Here is a 21,652-nt window from a genome sequence, read left to right on the forward strand (position 1 = left end):
TCTTCTTTTTCAAGATAATATATATTTAGAATTTTTAATAAGTCAGACACTATTACCAGTCCCACTGCTGACGATAATAACGTTATATAACTCTAATAATTCTGGGGTGGTATGGATCACGTTCAAAAACTTGATTACTTATTAGTGTGAAATTGTTTAAGTCTATACTTTTGTCCGCTTACTCTTTTGATATGCACCCCTAATGTTAGACCAAAAATCTAATATTAGGGGGTCACTACCTATTAGGGTTATCAATATTACATGGTTTTTGCCAAGAGAGGACAATCTTGCGCGCAAAATAATACCATTGTTTTGTGACTGATTAAACGGTCTTAGGACTCTTTTTCACGGTACCTGTATAAGTGGAGGCCATATGAATACTTGGGCTTAATGTTATAATTCTAGTACGAAATTTGAGTTTCTTATATAACCATTTACACTAAATCGGAGTAAGATAACCGTTTAATCGTATCAAAGGATTCTGTCGAAGAATATCCAGTAAGATTTCGAATTAGCCAATCCCTATGAATAGGAATATTTAAATGCGTTCTTATATTAATATCCCGATAGATTTTCCCTGGTACGAAGAGTAGTGATTTAACAACTTCAAATTCTATTAGACTCAAGGGTCTTACTTGATGATATGACTTTAATATTTCTAAAAGCATTTCCGCATTTTTACCCATGTGTAGATGGCATAGAAAGAGTAAGTCAATAATTCGAACACAATAATGACTGCCATCAAAATCTAGTAAATACACTTTACCTTCGGGCGAAAAAACTAAATTAGAGTAATTATAATCCCCATGAATGAATGTATTTTCTTTTCTCTCTGTTTTTACGAGTTCCTTATAGCTATCTATAGGAAATAAGCGTTCAGCGTATTCCATTCTTTCAAGCGCAATTTTAAGTGGATCCGTTCCAAATTGCTGCCCCCATTCTTTTAATCTATTTTTAACAACTTTCATTTTATACCCACCCACTTTTATATCATTAAACGTAGTAGGATATAAAAAGGTATTTGGAACATTTTTCATAGGCTCTTGATTCGGTGCTTTTGCAGCACAGTGAAAAAAAGCTAAAAACGCCGAAGCAGTTTTCAAATGTTCTAAATTTGAAAAAGAAGGCTGAATACCTTCAATCCATTCACTTAAAACATAGGTCAATCCTTGCATTTCAACGTAACTCGAACCATCCAGTGTCGAAATCATTTTGGGAAATTGACGGAAACCATTTTTATCAATTTGATTCAATAGAGAAATATGAAAATCGATAGCAACCGGCCAATCATAAACCTTAAACGCATAGGTTTTATCTGCAGTGCCAACCATGTATACTTTACGATGTCCTAGCTTTTTAATAAACGATGTTCTTAATCCATACTTTTTTAGAAGCAGTTTACTAATATCCATCCCTAGTACCTCCTTATAATAAGTCTAAATGAGCCAACTTGCTGTTATGATGTCCAATGTTATGATAAAAAGCGGAGAAATGATGCCAAACGATAATCGCTTGGCATTGATTCATTGGGATTTCAAAGCAGCCTAGCTGGTGTGAAATATAATTATTGAATCCTTCCATACTTATGAAGTATTATTTCATATAATCCTTGACACATATCTCCAACAATAAGTTGTTCCGTTAGATTCCCTTTATCTGAGCGATGGTCACTCCGAACCTTATTTTTGCTAATTACATCAACTTCTCTAATCGCTTGAACATTTAGTCCAGACAATACAGCTCGGACCATTCCGACTGTTGGTACAGCTAAGTTTTCAGGTCCTATTATTTCTAGGGCTCTATTGCTCAATGCATGAGGAACTGCCGTTAATGTATTCACATTAAGATCTTCTCGTTTCAAAGAAGTATTCAGAAAGTATTTCGACCATGTCACCTCATCCCAACTTCGCTTCCCTTTAAGCATTAAGCTCAAATCATTTAAGGCTACATCTACATCATTCTTTGTAACAGCAGTGATAAATTGTTTTAGCTCCCTAGAAGAAATAACCATGTCTCCATCCAGGAATAAATAATAACTAGATGGATAATTTATAGCACCTACAGATCTACCGACGTCGTGCCCTATTCGATATGGAAAAGACACAACTTGCGCTCCTGCCTCCTTTGCAATTTTAGCAGTATTATCAATCGAACCATTCTCAACAACAACAACTTGACTCGCCCCAGCATTAAGGGCACTTTTAATTACAGGGCCAATAGTGTCCTCTTCATTTGAAGCTGGAATTATAGCAGTTACTCCATAATGAAAGGGTCGATTTCCGTTATTTTGACTTTTTAAAATATCTAACCTTCGTCTCAAATTGGTGTAACCACTTCTTTCTCCATTTCTTCTCAGCCAGTATGATAGTGATTGCAGACATTCTTCTAAAAGAAGATCACTTCCAATGGAAACTTTATACAATTTACTATTAATCTTGGTGGAGACATGGAGTGCTTGAATAATTAAACCCTTTCTAATTGCTATTAATTTCGCTAAAGGGGGTACCGCTAAACTACTAGGTCCAATAAGCATAAGTGCTTCCCGACTAATTACAAATGGAACATGATAAAGTGAACCACATGTTAGATCTCTACGATTAGCTATCATATTAAGCATAAATTCCGCTGTCTCATAATTAAAATAGCCGGGTTGTGGGGAATATGAATGAGTGCTTATTGCCAAGTCTACCTTTTTAGTTTGTACAATGGATACTAGGCGCTTCAAATCAACAGCTTTAATCGCCAACGAAGTATCTAAGAATAATAAAACGTCACCCTTTGCCCGCTTTGCGCCGAATGCTCGCATTTTATAGCTCATTACTTCTGGACTACCCCAAAGTACTTGAGCACCCCATCGGTTAGCTACTTCTTGAGTTCCCTCATTATAATCACTTAAGAACATTAGTATTTCTAAACAATTTAACTTTTTCACTTCTTTTAACAGTGCTTCTAAATTACCTACATTATTTTGCCCAATTATTATTATTGATAAACTTGTTTGTTCCATTAGGATTCCTTCCTTTTTTAAGATCCATTTCTTTAAAGTTCGATCTTTTCCAGTATAGTATGAGTGTATAACTGGTTATGTAAAGGCTAATGTTACTATATTGAAATATCTGCACTATAAATTAAACCGTACTCAATGTTTGAACTTGAAATCTCCAACATGCAGAATGATAGCCATCAGGGATCATCGAGTATGATGAATTCATCTCATTTGCAAATTTGACCGGCGACTTTTCATTGGTTTTCTCTCTAATTTTTTCACGCCATCATTTCCTTCTACAAATTAATATAAATTAGGTGTGTGATATGCGAAGATCTGTTGTCGTGTTTGTAGAGGATAATCATCCAGCCCTATCGGATATAGTTGGCCGCGAGGCATTATCTGATTTTGTTCACACGATAATTGATAATATGACTGTTTTGGATAAGCGTGTGCAATCCATTACTTTTAAAAACGGTTTCACGTACACATTTGCGTATAGGCCTCTTTGCAAAGTCAATCTACTGCACCAGTCAGGATGCAGTACAGGGATTACGAGGGAGCTATACTGCAACACTAGAAGGAAAACGGACCTACTTCTCGAGCCAATTTGCAAAAGGCTACAAACACTTCTGTCGATGGAGTTTATAGCCTATAGGCCGAATTAATGGAGCTTAGGCTTGTCGTGAAAACAGGTCAATCTACAATGACGCTCTATCATTACAATGAAAAAACCACTTAAAATGGTGGTTTGAAGTGGTTTTTTCTAAGCGCCTTAACCCTCGTTGCTACAGATTTCAGACGCAATCATATTTAAGTTTACTACCGCACAACCAAGAGTATGGAAGCTCACGGTTTTTGGTAGCTCATTGCCCATAAAACTTTTCATCTTTTCGTTCCGATCAGTAAAATCTCAACTTGTCCTATAATAGCATAAATCGCTGTAATGAGCATAATGTTATATGCTAACATAAATACCTTTCACATGAATGAGTAATAAAAGTGATTGAACTGCTGAAATAGCATTTCAAGTCAATCCTTATAGATCAATCATTGCCCTTCCCTCCCAGTTACTAATCGTCGGCCCCATCTCACGAAAGCTTTTAGTCATGTATGTTAAACCAGTAACAGAAGAGGGGTAATTAACTGTATAGTTCGCATGACTTATCTATTTTGTGCAAAAATAAGACCTTTCTATTTTAATATAGAAAGGTCTTACTCTATCCAATCGTGATTTCACTTGGCAATGCTGCCAAATCCGTACGCCATTATCATGTAGTCCAGCACTGATTAACCCAGTTATGAGCTGATCATGTTTTTTCATCTATTATTCAAATTCATAAGAAACAGCAGATAAAAAGTATAACGGCGCAGTTTCAGTTCTTAATATACGCGGCCCAAGTGCGACTGGTAGAAACTTAGCTTCTTGCAATGCCTCTGCTTCATTTCTTGATAATCCGCCTTCTGGACCGAATACAATGAGAACGTTTTGATTTGGTGATAGATTTTTCACCCTATCTGCCAAACGTGGTCGTTCTTCTCGTTTTGCTGCTTCTTCATCAGCAAATAAGCAAACATCAAACTCCTGTCCTTTGGCAATTAATTGTTTAATGGTAAGAGGACTTTCAATTCTTGGAATGATTGTACGATGACATTGCTCAGCTGCTTGATGTGCAATTTTTTGTAATCGTTCAATCCTTTTAGTTCCCTTTTTATCGTCCCATTTCACAATCGAGCGTTCTGCCTTAAAAAGAACCACTTCTGAAACGCCCAGTTCCGTTCCTTTTTGGACAATCAAATCATGCTTGTCACCTTTGGCTAACCCACACGCAATTGTAATGTGCACGGGTAGTTCATTTTCCGGAAGTGACTCGCCTTCTTTTTGAACAATTACTTTATCCTCGGTGATGTCTTTTATTGTCGTAATGAAAGCCTCCGCCTCGGCGACAACAATAATTTTTTCATCAATTGCCATCCGCATCACTTGAACAATATGTTTGTAGTCCTCGCCAAATAAAACAGCTTCTCCATTAGGATTGAAGCTTGTTTCTAAGAAATATCGTTGCAAACTGATCACTCGCCTTTTTTCTTTGCAATTAGCGCTACCCAATCTTCCATCAAAACAGATTCAATGATTTCAAATCCTTTTTCAGTAAGATCCGCTTTTACTTCATCACGCTTTTCTTCAATAATGCCTGATACGATAAAAAGGCCGTCCTCTGGTAAGAGATTTGCAGCATCTTGAGAGAAAGACATAATGACATCCGCTAAAATATTGGCGATAATGATGTTTGGTTTAAAATCGATAGACTCAAGTAAATTGCCTTGAGTAACATGGACAGTACCGTCCACATGGTTCAAACGAATATTTTCTTTAGCGGCGGCTACTGCTACTTCATCTAAGTCAAGTGCATAAACACTTTTTGCGCCAAGCATTGCTGCCCCAATAGAAAGAACACCAGAACCAGTTCCTACATCTACAACGGTATCACCATTATGAACGTACTTTTCAAGTGCTTGCATGCACATGACTGTTGTTGGATGAGTTCCTGTACCGAATGCCATTCCCGGGTCTAACTCGACAATGAGTTCGTCTGATTCGACTGGCGTGTAGTTTTCCCATGTAGGGACAATTGTAAAGCGGCCAGAAATTTTAACGGGATGGTAATATTGTTTCCAAGCAGTTGCCCAGTCTTCCTCATCTACTTCAGATGTTTTTATTTTATTCAACCCTACATCTAATCCATAACGTGGAAGGTCGGCAATTGCCTGTTCAATATCTTTCATCGTTTCAATAAGAAAACTATTTACCGGTAAATAAGCTTTCACGATAACGCCTTCAGTCGGAAAATCATTTTTATCTAGCTCATAAATTTCCCCAAAAACATTTTCACGGGGCAAATGTGGCTCTTTAGAATCCTCAATAATTACTCCGCTTGCGCCTGCTTCATGAAATATATTCGCAACCGCTTCTGTCGCTGCATGTGTCGTATGGATAGCTATTTCCGACCATTTCAAACTGATTCAATCCTTTCAGTCGCCTTTAATAGTGCGTTTAATTTTATCAAATAGAGAACTTGAGTATTCTTCTGGGCTATCTCCACCAATAGCTGCAAATTGACGCATTAGTTCCTTTTGTTTTTCTGTCATTTTCTTAGGAGTGATGACTTTAACAATGACATGTTGATCACCGATTCCCCGACCATGAACATTCTTCACACCTTTTCCTCTTAAGCGGAATCTTGTTCCTGTTTGGGTCCCTGCTGGAATTTTTAAGTTTACATTACCTTGCACTGTAGGTACTTCAATTTCGTCACCTAAAGCTGCTTGCGGGAATGTGAGTGCCAATTCTAAATAGATATCATCGTCTTCACGGATAAATTTCTCATGCGGTCTGACGCGGAAAACAATATATAAATCTCCTGTAGGTCCACCGTTTACACCTGGTTCTCCTTGACCGGAAACTCGTAATTGTTGACCATCATCAACGCCTTCAGGAATCGTCACTTTAATTTTCACTGATTTTTTAACAGTTCCTGCCCCTCTACATGTCGTACATTTTTCAGGAATAAATTTACCTGTCCCTCCACAGTGATGACAAGCTCTTCTATTCACCATTCTTCCAAGTGGCGTATCTTGCGTTATGCTAATTTCACCAGACCCGTTACAATGCGAACATGTTTTCGCAGAAGTTCCTTTTTTGGCACCTGAGCCATCGCATGTACCGCAATTTTCGTCTCTAGGGATTTCAATTTCTGTTTCTTTTCCAAAAACAGCCTCCATAAAGTCAATCGTCATTGTATATTGCAGGTCATTTCCTTTTCTAGGCGCATTTGGATCTTGCCTACGTCCACCGCCGCCAAAAAAGCTACTAAAAATATCTTCAAATCCAAAACCGTCTCCGCCAAATCCACCCCCACCGAAACCTTGGTTAGGTCCTGCATGGCCAAATTGATCGTAATTTGCTTTTTTCGTTTCATCACTTAGCACTTCATAGGCTTCAGTAACTTCTTTGAATTTTTCTTCTGCGTCATCCGCTTTGTTTAAGTCAGGATGATATTTCTTGGATAATTTACGATAAGCTCTTCTTATTTCATCCTTTGTAGCGGATTTCGAAATGCCGAGAACCTCATAATAATCACGTTTACTCATTAATTCATTCACTCTCCCAAAACATTTACCTGTTGCTCATTGTAACATAACTCACATGTCCTTTTGCTGTTGAACAGTGGTTAATACAAACTAAAGAACGGAAAAAAAGTCAAAGCCGGAATATCGGACTTTGACTTTTCCGCCAACAAGTTGGTCAATTATTTCTTATCGTCATCTTTAACTTCTTCAAATTCTGCATCAACAACATCATCGTTTGCTCCGCCAGCATTTTCAGCACCTTCTGCTCCTTGTGCCGCTTGCGCTGCCGCTGCTGCTTGTTCATATAGTTTTGTCGTTAACTTCTGAACGATTTCTTGTAGTGCATCTTTTTTCGCTTTAATATCTTCGAAATCGTCGGACTCAAGTGCTGTTTTTAGTTCAGCTGATGCATCTTCAATTTCTTTCTTCTCATCTTCAGATACTTGCTCGCCAAGATCTTCCACTGTTTTTTCAGCTTGGAATACGAGTTGGTCAGCTTCGTTACGTAGGTCAGCTTGCTCTTTACGCTTCTTGTCTTCTTCAGCATGCTCTTCAGCTTCTTTTACCATGCGCTCAATATCTTCGTCAGATAATGATGAGCTCGCTTGGATTGTAATGTTTTGTTCTTTTTGTGTGCCAAGGTCTTTCGCTTTAACGTTTACAATACCGTTTTTATCAATGTCGAATGTGACTTCGATTTGTGGTACACCACGTGGTGCTGGTGGAATATCCGTTAATTGGAAACGACCAAGTGTTTTGTTGTCTGCTGCCATTGGACGCTCACCTTGTAGAACGTGAATGTCTACTGCCGGCTGATTGTCTGCTGCTGTTGAGAACACTTCAGATTTGCTCGTTGGAATTGTTGTGTTACGGTCGATGAGTTTCGTAAATACGTTCCCCATCGTCTCAATTCCTAATGAAAGTGGTGTTACGTCAAGTAATACAACATCTTTTACGTCTCCGCTTAAGATTGAACCTTGAACTGCTGCACCCATTGCGACAACTTCGTCAGGGTTTACACCTCTATAAGCTTCTTTATTTGTTTCTTTTTCTACAGCTTCTTGAACAGCTGGAATACGTGTTGAACCACCTACAAGAATGACACGGTCAATTTCTGAAGAAGATAGACCTGCATCTTGAATTGCTTGACGCGTTGGAACCATTGAACGCTCAACTAAGTGATGCGTTAATTCGTCAAATTTCGCACGCGTGAGATTCATTTCTAAGTGTAAAGGTCCTGCTTCGCCGGCTGTGATGAATGGTAGTGAAATTTGTGCTGAAGTTACACCAGATAGGTCTTTCTTCGCTTTTTCAGCTCCGTCTTTCAAACGTTGCATTGCCATTTTGTCTTGTGATAAATCAATTCCGTTCTCTTTGCGGAACTCTTCAACAAGGTGTTCGATAATAGCATCATCAAAATCGTCTCCACCTAGTTCGTTATCTCCTGCTGTTGCAAGAACTTGGAAAACGCCGTCGCCTAACTCAAGGATAGAAACGTCAAATGTTCCGCCTCCAAGGTCGTATACGAGAATCGTTTGATCTTCATCTGTTTTATCAAGACCGTATGCTAGTGCTGCTGCAGTTGGCTCGTTAATAATACGCTCTACTTCAAGACCTGCAATTTTACCTGCGTCCGCTGTAGCTTGACGCTGTGCATCACTAAAGTAAGCTGGTACTGTAATAACTGCTTTCGTTACTTTTTCACCAAGGTAATCTTCTGCATAGCCTTTCATATATTGTAGGATCATTGCAGAAACTTCTTGCGGTGTATATTCTGTATCTTCAACTTTAACTTTAAAATCCGAACCCATATGACGTTTTACAGACATAATTGTGTTTGGATTCGTAATTGCTTGACGCTTCGCAACTTCACCAACTTGACGCTCACCGTTTTTAAATGCAACAACTGATGGCGTAGTACGGTTACCTTCTGGGTTTGCAATTACTTTCGGTTCTCCGCCTTCATAAACCGCCACGACAGAGTTTGTTGTTCCCAAGTCAATTCCAATAATCTTACTCATTAATAAATTCCTCCTAAACTTAATACACACTTAAATTTGTGCACAATTTCCTTTTACAGGGAATGTACGCCCTTGAAAATTTTATTTAATTAACTAGTTGGTTAAATAAAAATTACTCATTCACTTTAACCATAGCTGGTCGTAGCACTCGATCTTTTAGTATATAACCTTTTTGCATTTCTTCAAGCACGACGCCTGATGGTTTTTCCTCATCTTTATCAGTCATAACTGCTTGATGGAAATTCGGATCGAATTCTTTATCTAAAGACTCAATCTCAATAAGTCCCTCAGACTTTAGCGTATCAACGAGTGAACGATAAATCATGTCCATTCCTTCCATCATTGACTTGGCTTCGTCTGTCTTTGCTTCTACTGATAAAGCACGCTCAAAATTATCCAAGACTGGCAAGATACTCGTTAAAACACGTTGGGATTGATACTTTTGAATCGCTTCTTTTTCCTGTGTTGAACGACGTTTAAAGTTATCATAATCCGCCAGCACTCTAAAGTATTTATTTTCTTCTTCTTGAAGTTGCTTCTTCAGTTGAGTCAGTTCGGTTTCTTCAGCGTGCATTTCTTCATCTGTGTCCACCGTATCTTCTACTTCAGCATCTTTCGCTTCAGTTTCTTCAACTTCCGTTACTTCTTCATTTTCAGCAACAGTTTCTACTTCAATTTCTTCATTATGTTTCATCGTTATTTTCCCTCCCTGCCGTTCCGTTGCCAATCGTTAATCTTGCTAATTCACGAGATAAGTCATGGCTCAACAGATTTAGCAAAGTTATTACCCTTCCATAATCCATTCGTTTTGGACCAATGATGGCTATGGAACCGTTTGTCATTTCGTCAGCAGAATATGTTGCTGTAATTACACTAAAATCTGTCATTGCATTATGGTTGTTCTCGGAACCAATTTTCACAGCGATACCAGGATGAATATTCTCGAAAATCGATGTCGCATGCGTTCCCTTCTCAATTAAATCAATAAAGGTTTTCATCTTTTCTATATCGTGGAACTCTGGCTGATTAATCATATTTAATTTCCCGCCAAAATACAAACGTTCCTCCGGCGTAATCGCAATCGCTTCTTTAAAAGAAGCATACAAGTCTCCGGCACGGTCGATATGTTTTTCTAAAATAGCTTTCGTTTCTTGTATAAGCTTTTTATGAAGATGAACTAACGGAGTTCCGACTAGTCGTTCGTTTAAGATATTCACCATTTTCTCAATGTCCGAAGCGGAAAATCCTTTCGGAACATTAAATAACCGATTTTCAACTTGCCCATTATCCATCACAATAATGGCTACAGCAGTATTTTGATCTAGCGGTACAATTGAAAAGCGTCGTACCGTATTCATCGACGAATCAGGACCAAGTAAAATCGATGTGTAGTTTGTTAAATCTGATATTATTGTCGCTGATTTTCGAATCAACTCTTCTGTTTCCATAATCTTTTGCTGAAATATAGAACTCAGTTGCTGACTATCTTCTCGGTCTAGCTTACTTTCCGTTAATAAATGATCAACATAAAACCTGTATCCTTGTTCGGAAGGTACTCTGCCTGAAGATGTATGTGTTTTCTCTAAAAAGCCCATTTCTTCTAGGTCAGCCATTTCATTCCGAATCGTCGCTGGACTAAATGGCGCCTCCGGTTTTTTAGATAGTTGCCGAGACCCAACAGGTTGCGCTGATTGGATGTAATCGTCGACCGTTAATTGTAAAATGAGCAATTGTCTGTTTGTCAACATAACCATCACTCCTGTTAGCACTCTTTCAGGTCGAGTGCTAATACTAATCATAATTTAACAAATGCAATCGGTACTGTCAATTAATAGACTTCATCTTACGTAAGAAATTGTTGAAACACTTCATTCCCTCTAAATAGACCAGTTTGCGTTAGTTTAAACCTGTGATTAGCTTGTTCAATTAATCCTTGATTTATGAGCGTCTGCAACGTATCCCCATAAACATCATTAAGAGCACGACCAAACTTCTCTTCAAAATGCTTTGCTGAAACACCTTCTATTTTTCTTAACCCTAGGAACATTTGCTCTTCCATCGCTTCAACTTCTGTTACTTCATGTGTGTGTAAAATTGGGCGTTTCTCTTCTTCTAGCGTAGCCATGTATTGTCTAATCGGGCCTATATTTGAATAGCGCTGTCCATTTATAAATCCATGCGCACCTGCTCCAATCCCCGCATACGATTCATTTTCCCAATAAAGAAGATTGTGGACAGATTCATAACCTGGCATAGCAAAATTGCTAATCTCATATTGTTGACGACCATTCTCTTCCATATGTGCAATGAGCATTTCCAACATTTCCGCTTCTGCATCTTCACCTGGTAAAGGCAATTTCCCTTTGTTCATTAAATTGTAAAATACGGTTTTCGGTTCAACAATTAAAGAATAACCTGAATAATGTTCTAACCCTAAGTTCGTTGCTTTGTCCAACGTATCTTGCCATTGTTCAATGGTTTGTCCAGGCAAACCGTAAATGAGGTCAATACTAATATTATCAAAACCAGCTTTACGTGCATCTTGAATAACACGCGCTGCATCATCCGCGCTATGCGTTCTTCCGATCTTTTCCAATAACTCGTTATCAAAAGATTGTACGCCAATACTTAGCCGTTTAACGCCACCATTTTTCAAAACAATTAACTTTTCATATGTCAATTCGTCTGGATTGGCTTCTGTCGTGAATTCTCGTAGCGCATCAACATCGACGTACTTATTAATAATTTCAAGCAATCGATGAAGCTGTCTTTCTGAGAGTGAAGTAGGCGTTCCGCCACCTAGAAACACCGTTTCAACCGTTTCAAATGATACCCCTTCGCTACTCATGATCGCAAACTCTTTTCCGATAGCTTCAATATATTCATCAACTGGTTGATTTTTAAAAAATACTTTATTGAAATCACAGTAATGACAAATTTGATGACAAAACGGAATGTGGATATAAATACCTTTCATATGTTGCTCCTTTCGTAACAGGAAAAAGGAGGCATGTTAGCCCCCTTTTCTATGTTTTCTAAACTGATTAATCCTCGTCCATTTTCAATACAGCCATAAACGCTTCTTGAGGTACTTCAACAGATCCTACTTGTTTCATGCGCTTTTTACCTTCTTTTTGCTTTTCAAGTAATTTACGCTTACGGGAAATGTCTCCACCGTAACATTTTGCAAGAACGTTTTTCCCAATCGATTTAATCGTAGAACGGGCAACAATTTTATGCCCAATCGCTGCTTGGACAGGTACTTCAAACTGTTGTCTTGGAATAAGCTCACGTAGCTTTTCAACAATCGCTTTACCACGTTCATAAGAAAAGTCATTATGGACAATGAAGCTGAGCGCATCAATTTGTTCACCATTTAATAAGATATCCATCTTCACTAGCTTAGACTTTTTATAACCAATCATTTCATAATCTAACGAAGCATAGCCTTTTGTGTTGGATTTTAATTGGTCAAAGAAGTCAAAGACAATTTCAGCAAGCGGTAGTTCATACACAACGTTGACCCGTGAAGAGGCCAAATAATCCATCGTAATGAAGTTTCCGCGTTTTCTTTGACACAGTTCCATAACTGGTCCAACAAAATCTTCAGGTACCATAATGGATGCTTTTACATATGGTTCTTCTACATAATCAATGAGTGGTGCATCTGGCATCATGTATGGGTTGTCCACTTTGTGATGCTCGCCATCGGTTGTCACAACATTATATATAACGCTCGGTGCTGTTGTAATTAATTCAATATTAAATTCACGTTCGATACGTTCTTGAATAATTTCCATATGAAGCAAGCCTAAGAAACCACAACGGTAACCGAAACCAAGAGCCTGTGATGTTTCAGGTTCATATTCAAGCGCTGAGTCATTCAACTCTAGCTTTTCCAATGCTTCACGTAAGTCATTGTATTTGGACGTATCAATTGGATATAGTCCACAGAAAACCATTGGGTTCATTCTTCTATATCCCGGTAGCGCTTCTTCTGCAGGATTATCAACCTTTGTAATCGTATCTCCGACTTGTGTATCACCAACGTTTTTAATCGATGCTGATAAGTACCCAACATCACCAATATTCAATTCTTTCATTGGCGTTTCACGCGGTGTAAAGACACCTGTTTCAAGCACTTCAAATTCTTTCCCTGTTGCCATCATTCGAATTTTATCTCCAGGCTTTACAGAGCCGTCAATGATTCGAATATAAGCAATAACCCCTCTATACTGATCGTAGTGAGAGTCAAAAATCAATGCCTTTAATGGGGCATCAGGATTTCCTGTCGGTGCAGGCACTTTCTCTACTACTTGCTCTAAAATATCTTCGATTCCAATCCCCGCTTTTGCAGAGGCATGGACAGCTTCAGATGCATCTAGACCGATTACATCCTCTACTTCCGCCTTTACTCGCTCAGGATCTGCAGCGGGTAAGTCGATTTTGTTAATAACCGGTAAAATCTCAAGATCGTTGTCGATTGCTAAATAAACATTCGCAAGGGTCTGTGCTTCAATTCCTTGCGCTGCGTCGACGACCAGAATAGCGCCTTCACAAGCTGCCAAACTTCTTGACACTTCGTATGTAAAGTCGACGTGTCCTGGCGTATCGATGAGGTGAAATGTATATTCTTCCCCATCTTTTGCCGTATACGTCAACTGAACTGCATTTAACTTAATCGTAATGCCGCGCTCTTTTTCTAGATCCATTGAGTCCAACGTTTGTGTAGTCATTTCTCTTGCTGTTAACGTATTCGTTTGCTCTAAGATTCTGTCTGCGAGCGTAGATTTCCCATGATCAATATGGGCGATGATAGAAAAGTTTCGAATATTTTTTTGACGCGCTAATTTCTGTTCTGAATTCATACTGTTCACTCCTATTTCTGCTATTAGAAGTATACCAGTGAACGCGCTTATGTTCAATTTTCTGCGTCTTTTTTATTCGATAAAATTGAAGTGGCCGCTTCTGCCACGACCGCAATTGTACGATTTAATTCATCTTCTTTGTTTTCAATGCCGCCTAATTCAATGAGTAGTACATTAGGATGTAAATCTTGATTATATTTCCCATCGACGCCTGCTCCACTTTTTCTAATTAGTCCACGAGTAATTCCAGGAACTTGTTTCTCCATTTCCGCTTTTAGTTTAACCGCCATTTCTTCGTTATGTTTATAATTTGGATGTTCTAACCCAATCACAAAAGCCACTTTTGCATAGTTCTCTCCTTTATAACTGACGGTTGTTTTATCCCGACCAATTGAATCGCGATGCATATCGAGAATTAAGTCATATTCTGATTCCTCGATCTGTTTTTGCACAAAAGGACGAACCGTGTGATAAGCCTTGGAAAAAGGCATCCCCTTCTTTTCAAGTTCTTGCATGTTGTTCACAGGTAATATATCCGTTTCTATCCCATTTACTGCAAGTTGTGCTTGAAGTTTTTCGCCAAACTTTGTAATGTTTTCAGTTCGGTGTGAAACGGTTACTTTTCCACTTTTTTCTTTCGTTACGGGTTCAAATGCTTCGTGATTATGCGTAAAATAAAGAAGTGCTTTCTTCTGTTTTTCCTGCACATCCTCTTGAAACACATTCGAAGCATAGACAATTTTAAGTGGCTCTTTCATAAGTTTTGATGTTGCTGATGTAGTACCGTTTGGAAGGAGATTCATTATTATTGGGAATAGAAATAGAATGAGAATAAAAGCACTCCATGTTTGCAATGTTTTCTTCATGTTAGATCCCTCCGTTCCTCAACTATATGCAGTCAGGAACGGATACATGATTACTTTTTCACACTACGAACCCACTTCGATAATGAGCTAGATAAACTCTTAGCATACAGTGTAACCCAAGCATCAATTTCCTTTGGTGAAACGAATGTCCGTAGTTCGTGATTTGTTAACACTTCTTCAAAAAGTTGAACACGTTCTTCATGTGGCCATTCTGCCCAATCGCCAAAAATTGGTTTTAAGACAGAACGATCCACATCTTTATTCTCCGAACGTAACCAAGGGGTAACTGACAAACTTGAAGATGGACTTTTTTCTTCGTCAATCTTGGACGCAATATAACTGAACATTGTATCGATGGCATCCGCAATCATCACAGGGCCATCCACAACTGTCGGTATGCCAATTGCGATTACAGGTAAACCTAATGTTTCCTCAGAAACTTCTTTTCGACTATTGCCGACACCCGAACCAGGATGGATCCCCGTATCTGTCAATTGAATCGTTCGGCATAACCTGGATGAATCACGAGCAGCTAATGCATCGACAACAATCAACAAATCCGGCTCAACTTCTGAAACGACAGCTTTAATGAAGTCAGCTGTTTCCAAACCTGTTTGTATCGTTACGCCAGGTGCATAGACAAACACTTCTCCGCCGTCTTCAGTATAATATTCCGGCACAATCTCCCTTAAACTATCCATCGCCAACGGACCAACAGCATCCGGCGTAACTTCCCTATTCCCTAATCCGATAAACAAAATCTTCCCATTGGCAATCGCTTCTTTATTTTTTACAATTCCGTCTAGCTTGTCTATTAACAATTGAGATAACTGTGTAATATCCTCATAATCATTTGGTGTTAACGAAGGAACAGTTAATGTAACGTAGTTCCCCGTTTTCTTTCCAATTCGTTTTTCACCTAATTCATCCACGACGACTTCCGTCAACTTAATTCTTCCGTGCGTTGATTCGTTAAATATTATGCCTTTCGATTCTTCTAATGTTTCTTTTTCACTTTCAGTTTGATGACGGACCATTTCCTCACTTTCAACCAGGAGGTCTGTCCGGTAAAAATCAAATTTTTCCATAGAATCACCTCGACCTTCAGTCTGTGCGTTGTGACTATGAAATATTCTCTAGATTGGCTAATTGAAACGTTCTACTGTAATCCCATATATTTTTTGTTGCATTTCTATGATTCCTTTGTTAAAATTATGCATGTTATGAAAGTGATTTCTTTATAATGATGAAACATTTTCCCTACCTGAAATTGGAGGTGAACGATTTGCCAAACATTAAATCAGCTATTAAACGCGTAAAACAAGGCGCTGAACGCAACGAACGTAATGCACACGCTAAAGCAACAATGCGTACTGCGGTTCGTAAAGCAGAAGTAGCACTTGAAAATAAAGACGAAAATGCAAAAGAACTTTTGTCACAAGCAGTTAAATTAATCGATACTGCCGCTGGAAAAGGCCTTATTCATAAAAATAATGCTTCCCGTCAAAAAGCACGTCTTACAAAAAAAGCGCTGTAATCTAACGAAATGCTGAAGGCGTCGGTTAGATGCGACAGGCATAAGTCGAACTGGCGGCGTGGCGTTCTTTGCCACACCGCCAGTTTGCTTATGACCCGAGCATCTGACACCTGAAGCTGGATCTAAGAAATGCTGAAGGCGTCGTTTAGATGCCCTAAAGCAAGTAAAAAGAAAAAGACCGTCACATTGAAATGCACCTATCGCACATAGCGATAATGAAAATTCATGTGACGGTCTTTTTTTAATTTAACATTCAACGACGTTGCTGAAGCGAATCCATAAAAAATAATTCTAGCAAACGTTCACGCTTCCCACTGGTTGTTTTTAATTTATAATCAATGTCTGCAAGTTGTTTCAATATATGTAACAGTCGACTTTCATTCGGAATTCGTCTATTTTCCAACATTAATTTCACACGATACGGATGGACATGTAGCGCCTTAGCGATTTGTTGTTGTTGATAGCCTTTTTTACGTAATGATTGTACATGAATCATTAAACGAATTTGTCCTGCAATGAGCGAAGTTAACATAATCGGTTCTTCTCCACTTCTCAATAAATCATGATAGATAGAAACCGTCTTCGGAATATTACTTGCTACATAAGCGTCCGTTAGTCGAAACACATCCATTTCAGGAGTTCTCGGTACGAGCATCTCAATTAAATCATTCGTAATTTCGCCGTTTTCACCAAGGTAAGTTGCCATTTTACGTATCTCTGTAGCGAGAGATAACAAATTATCTCCGACTGTATTCATTAACGTTTGTGCAACAACCGATGAAATATGAGCCCCATTTGTTTTTGCTTCGCGCTGAATCCACGTTAAAAGATCTTTCCCTTCCAGGCGATTTGCTTCAATGACCGTTGACATGTCTCTCATTTTTTTAGTAATCCGTTTACGACCATCCAATTTTTCATAAGGCGCAATAAACACAACTGTCGCTGTTGGAGACGGATTTTCTAACCATTGTTCTAACACAGCTAAATTATGTTCTACTTCTGCCCTTTTTTTATCTTGTCCACTTAAAAACATAGCGTGGTTCGCGATAATTAATTTATGATCTTGTAAAAACGGCAACGTATCTGCTTCTTCAATAACCGCTTCTACGGGCGTTTCTTCCAAATCAAATCGAACGATAGAGGCATCATCAATTTCAGGTAATGCCTTTTTTAAACGTTCAATTGTAGCATCGAATATGTGATGTTCAACACCCGTTAGTAAATAGACAGCATCCACTTGACCAGAAGCGATTTTTTTCCATATAGCATTTGGCATTCTTTCACCTCAAATCTTTACTTCTTTATTATACCTTAAAATGATAGGACTGTATGAACAATTTGTGTCATTTCTATTGAACGAACGAGTGAACTAACGAGATATAGACGATTTCTATAGATTTTTACAATTCAATCGCTTATACTTAAATTGGATATATAGGAGGTGTAGCAATGAACGAGTTTGAACATGATGTACAATCAAAACGCAATGATTTTGTAGACTCTGGTGTAGGGTTTGTTGTAGCATTTGGATTTTTCTCCAGTATCTTTATTATTGCTACAGTAATTGACTTCATTGCAAGCTAACCAAATCGTTTGTCATCTCCTAAGGCGATGACTACATAACCCATTGTTATATCGGGTTAAAAACGGACAAGATTCCCCTCAAGGAGCGCTCGTCCGTTTTTTCGTTTTGTGCTGCATCACGGATACTGTGAACTTTTCACCTTCTACAAGAACAGTAATCGAGCCGTTATCCGCAGTAAGGAATACTGGAACTTGATACTTTTGAAATGTCTCTAGCACTTCTTTGCTCGGATGTCCGAACCGATTGTTTCTCCCAGCAGAAATAACAGCCATTTTAGGTTGTAACGCGTTAATAAAGGGGTCTGTACTTGATGTTTTACTGCCGTGATGTCCTACTTTTAGGATTGGATTCCTAAAATCAGTGTGTTTATATTTTGCTAAAAAAGTTCTTTCCGCAGCTTCCTCCATGTCCCCTGTAAATAAAAATGATGGCCCCGTAGTCGTTAAGTACAAGACAAGAGAACTATCATTGCCCACATATTCTTCAGTTTGCGGGCCTACATAATAAAACCCAAAATCTTTTTTATGAAAGCCATCTCCGTCTTTCACTTCTATTATAGGTACCTTTCTTTCATGCGCCACACGAACAAGCTTTTCCATTTCCGGTACATTCCCGCTATTTGGGGGTATATGAATTTCCTGTACACGAATATCTTCTACAACTTCATGCGCTCCACCCATATGATCAATATGGGCATGAGAAATAATCAGCTTCTCAACCTTTGTAATCCCTCTTCCCTTTAAGTAAGGCACGACAATTTTTCGCCCCACTTCAAAATCTTTTGTCGGTGAACGCCATGTTTTTTCGCCAAATGAAACCGTTCCACCTGTGTCGACCATATAAACACCACGTTTATAAGGTAGTTCAATTACAATGCTATCACCTTGCCCTACATCCAAATAAGTAACGCGTAATTGATTTTCTGTATAAGGTAGAATTTGGATAATGAACGCCGGAATTAGCACATATGGTAAGTATCGTATTACCTTTTGCTGTTCTTCGTAAAATATAAAAAAACATACAACGCCTATTACCGCCAAAACAAGCGCAAAAGATGCGGGCTTTCCCGGATTCCACAATTGATAAGGAATTGCAGATAACCAAGCTGTCCCCTGGTCAATGAGTGCTCGAAAAGGAACATACAAGAAAAAGAGACATTGTGCAATTGGCATCGCTACTGATGTAAACAGAAGCAAAAGAAGATTCATCGGTAAGATGACAATAGAATACAAAGGTACGTACAGTAAATTGACCAAAAATGAAGACAAAGATAGTTCATAAAAGTGAAGTAATAAAATAGGATACAACGACAATTGACTAATCATCGTCACTAAAAAAGATAACTTTAACTTAGATGTTTGTCTCGATAATATTTTAGAAGATAAAATTAATGACAATGCTGCTAAATAGGACAATTGGAAGCCTGGTTGGAAAATAACATACGGTTTATAGAGTATAAAACCAATTGCACTTATCGCAAGAGCGCTATCCAATTTTATTGGCAGCCGTCCGTAAATAGTGAGTAGGACTAGAATGGTAACAATGACAGCACGCCATACCGAAGGAGCGCCACCTGCAATGATTGCATAGAGCGGTAGTAAGATTATTAGCAACAGATCTACGTTTTCTCGCCGCAATTTTAAACGGAGCAAACATTCTCGTACGATAAAAACTAATAAACCTACATGAAGGCCAGATATCGCAAATAAATGCGTGATCCCTAATTTTTTATAATTTGCAGCATCTTCTTCGCTCATGCCGCTTCTATCCCCTATTAATAAAGCTTCAGCTTCAGGAATGAGTGATGCTGGAAAAGTCTCCCGTATATGCTGTTGAACATTTTTCCGCTGTGTTAATAGGCGTGAAATAAAGGACTTGTTTATGTTATATGAAAATATCTTTTCAACTTGATAAATACCTGACGCACCGTACATTCTTAAATACTGTTCCATATTAAATGCATACGGATGTGAGGGTATTTCAACAGATTGAAAAGAACCTGTTACACGAAACTCTATTGTTGATAGGTCCATTTCAGTAAATTTTTGTTTTTCATCTGCATTCGCAAATTGGTATATCGCATAAACCGTCTGTCCAGATCCAGTTACAGCAAAACCTTTAATTGTTCCACCGTCTATTTTGGCGTTATCTGTCCAAATAAGCGTATTATTTTCTACGCCATCATCAATTGTATCTGGGATTGTTATTTCGAAATAAAAAAAGGAAAGAATAGCGGCTGTCACCGCGAAGAAAGGCGTGAGGAAATCATCTTTTTGCTTTAAAAAGAGAGGGAGAAGTAAAAGATTTAATAATAATAAGTATACCGTGCCGTATGCGGCAAACGCAGAGACGGCAACCGGTATAGCTACGTAAATAAAGCGAATTTGAACAATTATATTCCGAATAATTCTTCCACCCTTCTCAGTAGAGGGTCCAATTGTTCTTCATCTGCACCTAATTCACGCATAGACGCTAACATGTCATTGACGAGGCTCAACTTTTTATCGCCTAAGAAATCTACTTTTCTTTCATCGAAAGGAATATGTTGAACAGAAATCCCTGATTGAGCAAATAAAGTTGCCGCATACTCATTATTTCGATAGTCTGTGGCGTATATGATTCTTTTTACTCCTGCTTGAATAATTGCTTTTGCACATTGCAAGCAAGGAAAATGAGTCACATAAATCGTTGAGTCCGCTGTCGTTGTTCCATATTTTGCACATTGTAACAATGCATTCATTTCTGCATGAATCGTTCGTACACAATGGTTATCAACGACATAGCAACCGTGATCAATACAATGGTCACCGCCGGAAATTGAGCCGTTATAACCGCCTGCAATAATTCGATTATCACGTACAATAATCGCCCCAACTGCAAGTCTTGTACATGTACTTCGCAATGCTAATAGATGACATTGCGCCATGAAAAATTGGTCCCATGTAATTCGCTCCATATGAATGCCTCCATCGTGTCCAAAATTGTTCATCTATTATTATTTTACTTTAATTTGATGTTGAAGTTTTTCGAATGTCTTTTGCCCGATACCAGAAATGTTCATCAACTCTTCCGGTGACTGAAATGGTCCATTCTCTTCTCGATACTGAATGATGGATTGTGCTTTGGCCGGTCCAATGCCACTAATCGTCATCAGTTCACTTTCAGTAGCCGTATTAATGTTGATCGTGTCATCATCCACCGCTGAAGAATCTGTTAAGCTAACAATCGCTTCAGTTTCTTGCAATTCCTCACCTTCAGTCGGAATGTATATGAGCAGTTCATCCGTTAATTTTAACGCTAGATTCACTAGTCGTGCATCCGCTTCCGGTAAATATCCGCCAGCAGCATTAATCGCATCGATAAGACGATCACCTTCTTCTAATGTGTAAACGCCTGGACGAAGGACTGCTCCTTTCACATCGACCACTAAGATGGATGGAACACTTTCAATCATAGTTTCTGGTTCTTCAATTTCTTTTTCATTTACTTCTGAAAATGGAATTTGCTCGCTGAAGTCGATTGGAGAATCGTCTGCTTGTCCACGGGGAATGAACAAATAAGCAAGAATGACAGCGAATGCTGCGAGTGGGAATATAAGTTTACGCCAATTATTGGATACAAAAGATTGAAACAGGTGATTCACCCCTTCTCTCATTGA

Annotated in this window: 18 protein-coding genes; 2 read left to right on the plus strand and 16 right to left on the minus strand. The window is 38.6% G+C overall.

What is annotated here, in order from left to right:
• Positions 1–434: 434 nt before the first annotated feature.
• The 12 genes from AB1H92_RS07645 to gpr form a co-directional block, all read right to left on the minus strand.
• Positions 435–1,412: a phosphotransferase gene (locus AB1H92_RS07645; protein WP_115360921.1), complete on the minus strand. Its 978-nt coding sequence runs from the start codon at positions 1,410–1,412 to the stop codon at positions 435–437.
• 152 nt (positions 1,413–1,564) lie between these two features.
• The gene (locus AB1H92_RS07650) at positions 1,565–3,007 is read right to left on the minus strand and encodes a glycosyltransferase (protein ID WP_115360919.1); all 1,443 of its coding nucleotides are present in this window, start codon (positions 3,005–3,007) and stop codon (positions 1,565–1,567) included.
• 1,306 nt (positions 3,008–4,313) lie between these two features.
• Positions 4,314–5,054, minus strand: a complete 741-nt coding sequence (locus AB1H92_RS07655) for a 16S rRNA (uracil(1498)-N(3))-methyltransferase (RefSeq protein ID WP_115360915.1) — start codon at positions 5,052–5,054, stop codon at positions 4,314–4,316.
• Between the two features lie 5 nt (positions 5,055–5,059).
• Positions 5,060–6,004 carry a 50S ribosomal protein L11 methyltransferase gene (prmA, locus tag AB1H92_RS07660; RefSeq protein ID WP_115360913.1) on the minus strand — a complete coding sequence of 315 codons (945 nt, stop codon included), beginning with the start codon at positions 6,002–6,004 and terminating at the stop codon, positions 5,060–5,062.
• Positions 6,005–6,019: 15 nt separating this feature from the next.
• A complete protein-coding gene (gene dnaJ / locus AB1H92_RS07665) occupies positions 6,020–7,138 on the minus strand; it encodes a molecular chaperone DnaJ (RefSeq protein WP_115360911.1) in 1,119 nt (372 codons plus the stop codon).
• Between the two features lie 158 nt (positions 7,139–7,296).
• Positions 7,297–9,138, minus strand: coding sequence for a molecular chaperone DnaK (dnaK, locus tag AB1H92_RS07670; protein ID WP_115360909.1), 1,842 nt, complete (start codon positions 9,136–9,138; stop codon positions 7,297–7,299).
• Between the two features lie 112 nt (positions 9,139–9,250).
• The gene (gene grpE / locus AB1H92_RS07675) at positions 9,251–9,832 is read right to left on the minus strand and encodes a nucleotide exchange factor GrpE (protein WP_115360907.1); all 582 of its coding nucleotides are present in this window, start codon (positions 9,830–9,832) and stop codon (positions 9,251–9,253) included.
• Positions 9,822–10,886, minus strand: coding sequence for a heat-inducible transcriptional repressor HrcA (gene hrcA, locus AB1H92_RS07680; RefSeq protein ID WP_115360905.1), 1,065 nt, complete (start codon positions 10,884–10,886; stop codon positions 9,822–9,824). Before hrcA ends, grpE begins: the two co-directional genes overlap by 11 nt.
• A gap of 95 nt (positions 10,887–10,981) precedes the next feature.
• Entirely contained in the window at positions 10,982–12,115 is a 1,134-nt protein-coding gene (gene hemW / locus AB1H92_RS07685; RefSeq protein ID WP_115360903.1) for a radical SAM family heme chaperone HemW, read from the minus strand.
• Between the two features lie 67 nt (positions 12,116–12,182).
• The gene (gene lepA, locus AB1H92_RS07690) at positions 12,183–14,006 is read right to left on the minus strand and encodes a translation elongation factor 4 (protein ID WP_115360901.1); all 1,824 of its coding nucleotides are present in this window, start codon (positions 14,004–14,006) and stop codon (positions 12,183–12,185) included.
• A 53-nt stretch (positions 14,007–14,059) separates the two neighbouring features.
• Complete coding sequence (spoIIP, locus tag AB1H92_RS07695) at positions 14,060–14,872, minus strand: stage II sporulation protein P (protein WP_115360899.1); 813 nt, start codon at positions 14,870–14,872, stop codon at positions 14,060–14,062.
• 50 nt (positions 14,873–14,922) lie between these two features.
• Positions 14,923–15,960: a GPR endopeptidase gene (gpr, locus tag AB1H92_RS07700; protein ID WP_115360897.1), complete on the minus strand. Its 1,038-nt coding sequence runs from the start codon at positions 15,958–15,960 to the stop codon at positions 14,923–14,925.
• Between the two features lie 197 nt (positions 15,961–16,157).
• Between gpr and rpsT the strand changes: the two genes are divergently transcribed.
• Positions 16,158–16,409, plus strand: coding sequence for a 30S ribosomal protein S20 (rpsT, locus tag AB1H92_RS07705; RefSeq protein WP_115360895.1), 252 nt, complete (start codon positions 16,158–16,160; stop codon positions 16,407–16,409).
• Between the two features lie 253 nt (positions 16,410–16,662).
• Here the strand turns inward: rpsT and holA are convergent, their stop codons facing one another.
• Complete coding sequence (holA, locus tag AB1H92_RS07710; RefSeq protein ID WP_115360893.1) at positions 16,663–17,685, minus strand: DNA polymerase III subunit delta; 1,023 nt, start codon at positions 17,683–17,685, stop codon at positions 16,663–16,665.
• Positions 17,686–17,858: 173 nt separating this feature from the next.
• Here holA and AB1H92_RS07715 point away from each other — a divergent pair, with 173 nt between their 5' ends.
• Positions 17,859–17,993 (plus strand): YqzM family protein, encoded by a 135-nt coding sequence (locus AB1H92_RS07715; protein WP_075528066.1) that lies wholly within the window; start codon positions 17,859–17,861, stop codon positions 17,991–17,993.
• Between the two features lie 78 nt (positions 17,994–18,071).
• On the opposite strand, the gene AB1H92_RS07720 is transcribed toward AB1H92_RS07715, so the two are convergent.
• The 3 genes from AB1H92_RS07720 to AB1H92_RS07730 all read right to left on the minus strand — a co-directional run bounded on the left by AB1H92_RS07720 (position 18,072) and on the right by AB1H92_RS07730 (position 21,649).
• Entirely contained in the window at positions 18,072–20,237 is a 2,166-nt protein-coding gene (locus tag AB1H92_RS07720) for a DNA internalization-related competence protein ComEC/Rec2 (RefSeq protein WP_115360891.1), read from the minus strand.
• 149 nt (positions 20,238–20,386) lie between these two features.
• On the minus strand, positions 20,387–20,950 hold the full coding sequence (locus AB1H92_RS07725; RefSeq protein ID WP_115360889.1) for a ComE operon protein 2: 564 nt from the start codon (positions 20,948–20,950) through the stop codon (positions 20,387–20,389).
• A gap of 39 nt (positions 20,951–20,989) precedes the next feature.
• Positions 20,990–21,649 carry a helix-hairpin-helix domain-containing protein gene (locus AB1H92_RS07730; RefSeq protein WP_115360887.1) on the minus strand — a complete coding sequence of 220 codons (660 nt, stop codon included), beginning with the start codon at positions 21,647–21,649 and terminating at the stop codon, positions 20,990–20,992.
• Positions 21,650–21,652 lie beyond the last annotated feature (3 nt).

The organism is Sporosarcina pasteurii (assembly GCF_041295575.1).
In the GTDB taxonomy this organism is placed as follows: Bacteria; Bacillota; Bacilli; order Bacillales_A; family Planococcaceae; genus Sporosarcina; species Sporosarcina pasteurii.